This window comes from Amycolatopsis kentuckyensis (assembly GCF_002155975.1).
In the GTDB taxonomy this organism is placed as follows: Bacteria; Actinomycetota; Actinomycetes; order Mycobacteriales; family Pseudonocardiaceae; genus Amycolatopsis; species Amycolatopsis kentuckyensis.
This window is the reverse complement of record NZ_MUMI01000311.1, coordinates 1-8,321: the sequence shown is the minus strand read 5'-3', so window position 1 is coordinate 8,321 and position 8,321 is coordinate 1. Positions and strand designations below refer to the sequence as shown.

General features: G+C 71.9%; 9 protein-coding genes and 1 pseudogene. 5 read left to right on the top strand and 5 right to left on the bottom strand.

From position 1 onward, the window contains the following. Window positions 1-143: 143 nt before the first annotated feature. Window positions 144-617 (bottom strand): Lrp/AsnC family transcriptional regulator, encoded by a 474-nt coding sequence (locus CCN39_RS27905; RefSeq protein ID WP_086846847.1) that lies wholly within the window; start codon window positions 615-617, stop codon window positions 144-146. A gap of 201 nt (window positions 618-818) precedes the next feature. Here CCN39_RS27905 and CCN39_RS27900 point away from each other — a divergent pair, with 201 nt between their 5' ends. Beyond that, entirely contained in the window at window positions 819-1,808 is a 990-nt protein-coding gene (locus CCN39_RS27900; protein WP_086846845.1) for a beta-ketoacyl-ACP synthase III, read from the top strand. On the opposite strand, the gene CCN39_RS27895 is transcribed toward CCN39_RS27900, so the two are convergent. Then, window positions 1,796-3,295: an adenylate/guanylate cyclase domain-containing protein gene (locus CCN39_RS27895; RefSeq protein WP_086846853.1), complete on the bottom strand. Its 1,500-nt coding sequence runs from the start codon at window positions 3,293-3,295 to the stop codon at window positions 1,796-1,798. The genes CCN39_RS27900 and CCN39_RS27895 overlap by 13 nt on opposite strands. Window positions 3,296-3,359: 64 nt before the next feature. Here CCN39_RS27895 and CCN39_RS27890 point away from each other — a divergent pair, with 64 nt between their 5' ends. Further along, window positions 3,360-3,857 carry an FBP domain-containing protein gene (locus CCN39_RS27890; protein WP_086846851.1) on the top strand — a complete coding sequence of 166 codons (498 nt, stop codon included), beginning with the start codon at window positions 3,360-3,362 and terminating at the stop codon, window positions 3,855-3,857. Here CCN39_RS27890 and CCN39_RS27885 read toward each other — a convergent pair. Beyond that, window positions 3,854-4,687 (bottom strand): class I SAM-dependent methyltransferase, encoded by an 834-nt coding sequence (locus CCN39_RS27885; RefSeq protein ID WP_244211040.1) that lies wholly within the window; start codon window positions 4,685-4,687, stop codon window positions 3,854-3,856. The genes CCN39_RS27890 and CCN39_RS27885 overlap by 4 nt on opposite strands. Before the next feature lie 15 nt (window positions 4,688-4,702). Further along, window positions 4,703-5,392 carry a FadR/GntR family transcriptional regulator gene (locus CCN39_RS27880; RefSeq protein WP_086846843.1) on the bottom strand — a complete coding sequence of 230 codons (690 nt, stop codon included), beginning with the start codon at window positions 5,390-5,392 and terminating at the stop codon, window positions 4,703-4,705. 55 nt (window positions 5,393-5,447) lie between these two features. On the opposite strand from CCN39_RS27880, the gene CCN39_RS27875 reads away from it, so the two are divergent. Next, the gene (locus CCN39_RS27875) at window positions 5,448-6,059 is read left to right on the top strand and encodes a GNAT family N-acetyltransferase (RefSeq protein WP_434781125.1); all 612 of its coding nucleotides are present in this window, start codon (window positions 5,448-5,450) and stop codon (window positions 6,057-6,059) included. 69 nt (window positions 6,060-6,128) lie between these two features. Further along, window positions 6,129-6,902: a sulfite exporter TauE/SafE family protein gene (locus tag CCN39_RS27870; RefSeq protein ID WP_086846838.1), complete on the top strand. Its 774-nt coding sequence runs from the start codon at window positions 6,129-6,131 to the stop codon at window positions 6,900-6,902. Here the strand turns inward: CCN39_RS27870 and hisC are convergent. Beyond that, window positions 6,883-7,947: a histidinol-phosphate transaminase gene (gene hisC, locus CCN39_RS27865; RefSeq protein WP_086846837.1), complete on the bottom strand. Its 1,065-nt coding sequence runs from the start codon at window positions 7,945-7,947 to the stop codon at window positions 6,883-6,885. The two genes, CCN39_RS27870 and hisC, sit on opposite strands and share 20 nt — an antisense overlap. A 146-nt stretch (window positions 7,948-8,093) precedes the next feature. On the opposite strand from hisC, the pseudogene CCN39_RS27860 reads away from it, so the two are divergent. Next, window positions 8,094-8,321: pseudogene (locus tag CCN39_RS27860) on the top strand (dienelactone hydrolase family protein); the annotation flags it as partial.

Below are 8,321 nucleotides of genomic sequence, written 5' to 3'. Positions count from 1 at the left end.
CGACGCGCCCGCGTCGACCAGGCCCATGCCCTGCCCGTGCACCAGGAACAACAGGGCGAACGGGACCCACAGCCCGCTGCCCAGCGCGTCGATCAGCGTCGCGGCCAGAAAGATCCGAAGCATGTCTCCCCCGGCGGGACAGCTTACGGGTCGAGCGGGAGGCTGAGCCCCACCTTCACGCGATCCATCGCGACGCTCGTCGTGAAGTGGCGGACGTTCGGGTTGTCGAAGAACATCCGGCGGGTGAACGCCTCGAAGCCCGCCATGTCGGGGCAGGTGACGATCAGCACGAAGTCCGCCGTGCCGGTGACGTAGTAGCACTGCTGGACGGCGTCCTCGGCGAGCACCTGGCGGCGGAACCCGTCGAAGACCGCGAGGTTCTCCCGCTCCATCTCGACCGTCACCACGAACGTCATGCTCAGCCCGAGCGCCTCCGGCGACAGCACCGCCACCTCGCGTTCGATGACGCCCGCCTCGCGCAGCCGCTTGATCCGCCGCTGGACCGCCGCGGCGGAGAGGCCGACCTTCGCGCCGATCGTTTCGGCGATCGTGCGGGCGTCCGCTTGGAGGCAGGCGAGGATGGCGATGTCCAGCTGGTCGAGGTCGGGTGTCCGCACTCCAGCAGGCTAACCGGCACCCCCGACAATCCGCCCGCGATCACCCTTCCGTGACGTCGCTCACTACTCCGTCCGAGGCGAAGATGAAACAACTTTTTAAGTGAGCTGGAACACAACTGACCGGTCTACCAGGGGGTAGCCCATAGAAGTGGAAGACCAGCCGGTCGCTCCGCCAACCCGCCGGCGTGGGGAGGCTCTCCCGTGCCCGCACCTGCCGCCGTGCTGACCGGTCTCGGTTCGTGGTTGCCGACGAAAGTCCTGGACAACCACGAAATCGCCGCCCGGCTCGACACCTCGGACGAGTGGATCCGGACCCGCACCGGGATCCGCGAACGCCGCGTCGCGGGCCCGGACGAGTCCACTGTGGACCTCGCGGTCGGGGCCGGCCGCGAGGCGCTCGCGGGCACGTCCGCCGATGCCGTCGTCCTCGCCACCTCCACCCCCGACCAGCCCTGCCCGGCCAGCGCACCGCAGGTCGCCGCCCGGCTCGGGCTCGGCACGGCCGCGGCGTTCGACGTCAACGCCGTCTGCAGCGGCTTCGTCTACGCCCTCGCCACCGCGGCCGGGTTCATCGCCGGCGGGCTGGCCGAGCGCGTGCTCGTCATCGGCGCGGACACCTTCACCACGCTCATCGACCCCGCCGACCGGACCACCGTGCCGATCTTCGGCGACGGCGCCGGCGCGGTGCTCCTGCGCGCGGGCGACCCCGACGAGCCCGGCGCGTTCGGCCCGTTCGACCTGCACAGCGAGGGCGAGCACGCCGAGCTGCTGTGGGTCGAGGCCGGCGGCGCCCGGAAGCGGCTTTCGGACACCCCGGCCGACAGGTTCCTCGCCATGCAGGGCACGGCCGTGTTCCGCCACGCCTGCGCGCGCATGGCGGAGTCGTCGCGCACCGTCCTGGACCGCGCGGGCTGGATGGTCGGCGACGTCGACCGCTTCGTCGGGCACCAGGCGAACATCCGGATCCTCCAGGCGACGGCGAAGCAGCTCGGGATGCCCGCCGACGCCGTGGTCGCCAACATCGACCGGGTCGGCAACACCAGCGCCGCGTCCATCCCGCTCGCCCTGGCCGACGCCCGCGCCGACGGCACCCTGGTCCCCGGCCACCGCGTCCTGCTCAGCGCGTTCGGCGCGGGCCTGACCTGGGGTTCGACCGTGCTGCGCTGGCCGGACCTGGGTCAGCTGTCCTGAAGGTCCGGGCCGGTCGTCCAGGTCGGCGTCGCCTCCTGGCGGCCGCGCAGCTCCAGCTCACCGTGCTTCTCCCAGTGCGCGGCTTCGCCCGGCAACGCCGCGGAGACGACGGCGTCGCTGGCGAGCACCCGTGACGGCACCGCCTTCGCGAGTTCGGTGAGCCGCGCGGCCTCGTTGACCGCGTCGCCGATCACGGTGTACTCGAGCCGGCTGCTGGTGCCGAGCTGCCCGGCGAACACCGGGCCGCTCGAGACGCCGATGCCGAGATCGAGCTCGCCGGCCTCGCGCACGGCGTCCCGGATCGCCCGCGCCGCGGCCAGCGCGGCCGTCGGGGCGTCCGCGAGCCGCGTCGGCGCGCCGAAGATGCACAGCGCGGCGTCGCCCTGGAACTTGTTGACCAGCCCGCCGCGCGCGTTGACCGCGGAGACGACCGCCGCGAACAGCCGGTTCAGCTTCCCGACCAGCTCCTCCGGCGGGGTGCGGTAGGCCAGCGCGGTCGAGTCGACGACGTCGACGAACAACGCCGTGACCTCGCGGACGTCGCCCGAGAGGGACGCGCCGTACTCCAGGGCGTGCCGGGCGACGTCGGCGCCGACGTGCCTGCCGAACAGGTCCCGCATCCGCGCCTGCTCGCGCAGGCCGGCGGCGAGCTGGTTCACCGACGTCTGGAGCCGGCCGATCTCGCTGGAGTCGTCGACGTCCACGGCGACGTCGTTGTTGCCGCGCGCGATCTCGTCGAGCGCGACGCGCAGCCGGTGCAGCGGGGCCGCGACCGCCCTGGCGAGCAGCGCCGTGCCGATCGCCCCGACACCGAGGCCGATCACCGACAGCATGATCAGGCTCGCGGTGTGGTCGCCGGAGCCCAGGTCCGGCGGCGTGGCGACGAGCAGCACGCCCACGAGCGGGACGCCGCTGGCCAGCGCCCAGGTGACGATCAACCGGGTCAGCACGGTGACCGGCAGCGACCCGCGCGGCGGCAGGACGTCCAGCGCGATCGTCATCACCGGCCGCGCCACCCACTCGGCCGCCAGATAGGTGAGGCCGACCGTGGTGAGCCCGCCGAGCCCGATCACCGTGGCCATGCCGCCGGCGTCGTCGGCCGAGCCGAGCACCCCGGCGAGCACGGTGAGGACGACGGTGCCGATCAGCCAGAGCGTGCCGCTGACCACGGCCATGTCCACCGGCAGCCGCAGCGCGCGGCGCGCCTCGCTGACCGACGGCGGGCGGCCGAGCACGAACCAGATCACGGTGCGGCGCTGCAGCCACGCCGTCCACAGCGTTCCGGCGAGCAGCGCGGCGGCGACGATGCCGGCCGCGGTCAGGCCGAGCACCCAGCCGCGGTCGCCGACGTCGTTGGGCAGGCCCTGCAGCACCAGCAGCAGGGCGACCACCCCGGACCCGGCGACGCTCGAGCCGAGGCCCAGCCCGGCGAAGCCCAGGCTGGTGCGCAACACCACCCGGAAGTTCTTCACGGCGATCTTGCGCACGGCGTTGATCGTACGGCCGAAAATGCGTGGCCACCGCCGGTGGCGGCTGGTTACCGTGCGGATCATGGACCCACTCGGCCAGGACGACATCCGGGCCTCGTTCGTCAACTGCACCCGCGGCGAGGCCAAGGGTGTGACGCTGCCCGCCCGGCCCGAGGAAATCCCGTGGGAGCAGCGAGAGTTCCTCGGCTGGCGCGACCCGAAGGCGCCGGCGCGCGCCTACCTCGTGCTGCCCCACGGCGGTGAGGTGGTCGGGCTCGCCCTGCGCGCGGCGCCGCCCCCGAAGTCACGCCTGCGCAGCAACATCTGCGGCTTCTGCACGACAACTCACGGGCTCGCCGACATCACGCTGTTCTCGGGCAAGCGGGCCGGGAAGTCCGGCCGCGACGGCAACACGCTGGGCATCTACGCCTGCGGGAACCTCGGCTGCTGCCAGTACGTCCGCGGCGAGCTGAAGTCCGACGTCCCCCAGCCGTTCGAGACGCTCACGATCGGGGAACGCATCGCGCGGCTGGAGGAGAAGCTGCACAAGTTCGTGGCGCGGGTGCTGGAGTCGCGTTAGAAGCGGTAGCGCACGATGTGCGCGGTCCGGGCCAGCGGCGGGAACACCTTCAGCATCCGCAGCTGGAACCGCGTGATCGGCCCCAGCCGGGCCAGCACGTCCGGGGTCGCCCAGTGCGCGGCGTCCAATGAGGACTCCAGCGTGAGGCCGCAGCGCTCGAGCTCGCGGGGGTCGTCGACGCCCCAGTACAGCGTCGCGCCCGCCTTGCGCACCGGCGCGTTGAGCTTCTGGATCTTGATGGCGGTCCGGTTGAAGAGGTCGCAGATCAGCTCGCCGGACGGGAACTTCGCGGCCAGCCGGCGGAACAGCTCGGTGCCGGTCTCGGGCTTCAGGTACATCGTGAGGCCCTCGGCGACGATCAACGTCGGCCGGTCCGAGGGCACCTGGTCGAGCCACTCGAAGTCGGTCACCGACGAAGCGATGTGCGTCTGGTTCGGTGCCTGCTCGTAGAGCTTTTCGCGCAGCTCGACGACCTCGGGGTAGTCGACGTCGTACCAGTGCACGGTCTCCGGCGGCGCGAGGCGCTGGAACCGCGTGTCCATGCCGCAGCCGAGGTGCAGCACGATCGCGTCCGGGTGGTCGCGCAGGTACTCGGCGGCCCAGTCGTCGATCGGCTTGGCCCGCAGCACGACCGACACCGCGCGGTCGGGGGAGATGCCGATCTTGGTGAAGTCGTAGTCGATCCGGCGGACGGCGTCGTCGGCCGCCTTGTCGCCGAGGATCGGGTGGGCGCTGCGGTAGTCGAGCGCGCGGCCGTACAGCGTGGCCAGGTTGGTGGCCTTTTCTTCGGTGAAGTGGACCTTCTCCATCACGACCCCCAGAAGTTTCACAACGTTGTGAAAAGCCTAGCGCGTTTCGGGGCGGGCGGCGTAGTCGTGCGCGTAGGTTTTGGCGTCCACCAGGTGCTTGAGCGTCAGCTCGCGGGCAGCGGCGGGGTCGGACCGGCGGATCGCGTCGAGGATGGCGCGGTGGTCGGCGACGGCCTTGCGGATCTGCCCGGGCAGCCGCAGCGCCGCCCGCCGCTCCTCGCCGACCAGCGCGAGCACGGACCGCAGCAGCCCGGCGACGTCGTCGTTGCCCGCGTTCTGCGCGATCACCCGGTGGAACTCGGCGTCGGCGGCGATGACGTGCAGCATGTCCCCGTCCTCGGCGGCCTGCGCCATCTCGGCGACGTTGTCCTCGAGCCGGCTGACGGTCTTCGCTCCGGCGTGCCGGGCGAGCCGCTCGGCGAGGGTCGGTTCGACGGTCGCCCGGAGGTCGAAGAGCTTCTCGACGAGCTGGTCGTGCTCGGTGAACCAGGTCCGCAGGGGCTGTTCCTGCTGCTCGCGGACGTAGGTGCCGGAGCCGGCGCGGATCTGGACGTACCCGATGGACGCGAGGACGCGCAGGGCCTGCCGCAGCGACCCCCGGCTGATGCCGAGCTCTTCGCAGAGGACGCGTTCGGCGGGCAGCCGGCTGCCCGGCGGCAGGTCGCCGGCGTCGATCCGCGCCCGCAGCCGGTCGACGGTCGCGCTCCAGACCTGCTCGGTGTCCACGCGCTCATCCTCTCAGCTCGCGGAACTGTCGGGGGTGGCTGCCATGATCACCGGCATGGACATCTTGGGGGCTTGGGTCCGCGGCTGGGCGGTGTCGCGGGCGACGCCGGCACCGGTGGTGGAGCCCGACGGCTACCGCGTCGACGTCGGCCTGCCGGGGCACCGGGTGCGCTACCTGCTGCACTCCCCGGCGACGGTTTCGTCCCGGGCCCGGACCGCGGCCGCGCCGGGCACGTGGCTGAAGACGTGCGGTGCGCGTTCGGCGGTCTTGGCGGGCCTGACCCCGGCGTGGACGGCGGGGGAGACCGAGTACCTGATGGCGTTCGAGGGAGCTTTGCCGCCGGTCGCGGTCCCGCGGCCGTACTCGGTCACGGTGGTCGGCGAGGGACCGGTTCGGGAGGTGGTCGTGTCTTCCGGCGACACCCCGGCGGCCCGCGGGCAGGTCGCGGTGGCCGGGGGTGTCGCGGTGTTCGACCGGATCGAGACGGAGCCGGCGCACCGGCGGCGGGGCCTCGGCCGGGTGGTGATGCACCAGCTGGCTGCCGCGGCCGGAGCGGAGTCGAGCGTGCTGCTGGCCTCGGAAGCCGGACGCGGGCTGTACACCTCGCTCGGCTGGCGCGTGGTTTCCGACGTCGTCCCCGCGCACGTACCGGAAGGAGACGCGTGACTGTCTGACCTGACACATCTGCGTCGCGGGAGTGGCCCACGATGCTTAGGCTCCGCACGTGATTGCTTCATGACGTGGTGGCACGCCCTGATCGTCGTGGTCGCCGGTATCTGGGCGGGGACCATCAACGCCGTCGTGGGGTCGGGGACGCTCGTCACCTTCCCCGTGCTCGTCGCGCTCGGGTACCCGCCCGTGACCGCCACCACCTCGAACGCCATCGGCCTCGCGCCCGGGACGCTCAGCGGGGCCTGGGGCTACCGGCACGAGCTCAAGGGTTACTGGCGGCAGACCGCCAAGTTCGCCGTCGCGTCCTTCCTCGGGGCCATCGGCGGCACCATCCTGCTGCTCTCGCTGCCCAAGGACGCCTTCGAAGCCGTCGTGCCCGTGCTCGTCGGCCTGGCCGTGGTCCTCGTGATCATCCAGCCGCGGGTGTCGAAGTGGGTCGCCGAGCGGCGCGAACAGAACGGGACCGAGCACAAACCCGGGCCGCTGCTGATGTTCTTCATCTTCCTCATCGGCATCTACGGCGGGTACTTCACCGCCGCGCAGGGCGTGATGCTGATGGCCGTCATGGGGATGCTGCTGTCGGAGCCGCTGCAGAAGCTCAACGGCGTCAAGAACGTGCTCGCCGCCGTCGTCAACCTCGTCGCCGGCGTCATCTACGCGTTCGTCGCGCCGGTCAGCTGGGCCGTCGTGCTGTGGCTCGCCGTCGGCAGCACGGCCGGCGGCTTCCTCGGCGCGAAGATCGGCCGGAAGCTGCCGCCGGCGGTGCTGCGCGGCGTGATCGTGGTGATCGGCGTCGCCGCCGTCATCCAGCTGGTGGTCAAGCAGTTCGCGAGCTGAATTCCCGCGCCGCGGCCAGGAACAGGTCGTTCTCCTCGCGGGTCCCGATGGTCACGCGGACGCCGTCGCCGGCGAACGGGCGCACCACCAGCTTGCGGTCCAGCGCGTGCTCGGCGAACGGGACGGCCTGGTCCCCGAGCGGCAGCCAGACGAAGTTCGCCTGCGTGTCCGGCACCCGGTAACCCGCCGCCAGCAGCGCCTCCCGCACCCGGCCGCGCTCGACGACGATCTCCTGGCAGCGGGCCAAGAGCTCGTCGGCCGCGTCGAGCGAGGCCAGCGCCGCCACCTGGGCCAGCATGTTCACCGAGAAGGCCACGTACACCTGGCGAAGCGCGTCCGCGATCGGCTCGGGCGCGACCGCGTAACCGACGCGAAGGCCCGCGAGGCCGTACGCCTTCGAGAACGTCCGAAGCACCATGACGTTCGACCGGCTGTGCGTGTACTCGACGCCGTCGGGCACCTCGGGGTCGGTGACGAACTCCTTGTAGGCCTCGTCGAGCACGATCAGCACGTGCTCCGGCACGGCAGCCATGAACCGCTCCAGCTCCGCGCGGCGCACCGCCGTCCCGGTCGGGTTGTTCGGGTTGCAGACGAAGACCACGCGGGTCCGGTCGGTGATCGCCGCGAGCATCGCGTCGAGGTCGAGCTCCTGGCCCTCGGTGATCGGGACCTTCACCGAGACGGCGTTCGCGACCTGCGTGACGATCGGGTACGCCTCGAAGGACCGCCAGCCGAAGATGACCTCGTCGCCGGGAGCGCACACCGCTTGGATCGTCTGCTGGCAAAGCGACACCGAGCCGCAGCCGATCGCGACCCGCTCGACCGGCACGTCGAGCTCGCGCGCCAGCCGCTCGCGCAGGGCCTGCGAGCCGGTGTCCGGGTAGCGGTTGATCCCCGCCGCGGCCTCGGCGATCGCCTGCGCGACACTCGGCAGCGCACCGCCGGGCACCTCGTTGCTCGCCAGTTTGATCGCGCCTTCGATCGTCCGGCCGGGGACGTATTTCGGCAACGATTCGAGATCGGCACGCGGGGACACGGACGGCATCTTCGGCGCTCCTGGAATTCGACGGGACGACCCGCTCACCGTAGCTTTTCCGCCCGCCGCCCCGCGACTGCCTTCGGTGGGGCCGGTGCCGGCGACCTGCGTCACCGGGCTTCCTCCCGTTCACCTCCAGGTGGTTGGGTGAAGCAATGACGTCGACCTCCACCGTGGATTACCCGCGCACCGACGGCGGCACCCTGCGCCTGACCTTTTCGGAACCCGAAGGCGCGCTGCGCGGCGGCCTGGTGGTGCTCCACGAGGCGGACGGCGTCACCGACGGGGTCAGGCTGCTGCTCGCCAGCCTCGCCACCGAGGGCTGGCTGACCGTCACCCCGCACCTCGAGAACGACCGCCTCACCCAGCAGGACCTGCTCGAC

Bases quoted from the DNA above. Each gene is read 5' to 3' on its own strand.
- hisC (WP_086846837.1), bottom strand. From the start codon at position 7,947: ATGCCGTCCGTGTCCCCGCGTGCCGATCTCGAATCGTTGCCGAAATAC.
- CCN39_RS27875 (WP_434781125.1), top strand. From the start codon at position 5,448: ATGGACATCTTGGGGGCTTGGGTCCGCGGCTGGGCGGTGTCGCGGGCG.
- CCN39_RS27890 (WP_086846851.1), top strand. From the start codon at position 3,360: ATGGACCCACTCGGCCAGGACGACATCCGGGCCTCGTTCGTCAACTGC.
- CCN39_RS27870 (WP_086846838.1), top strand. From the start codon at position 6,129: ATGACGTGGTGGCACGCCCTGATCGTCGTGGTCGCCGGTATCTGGGCG.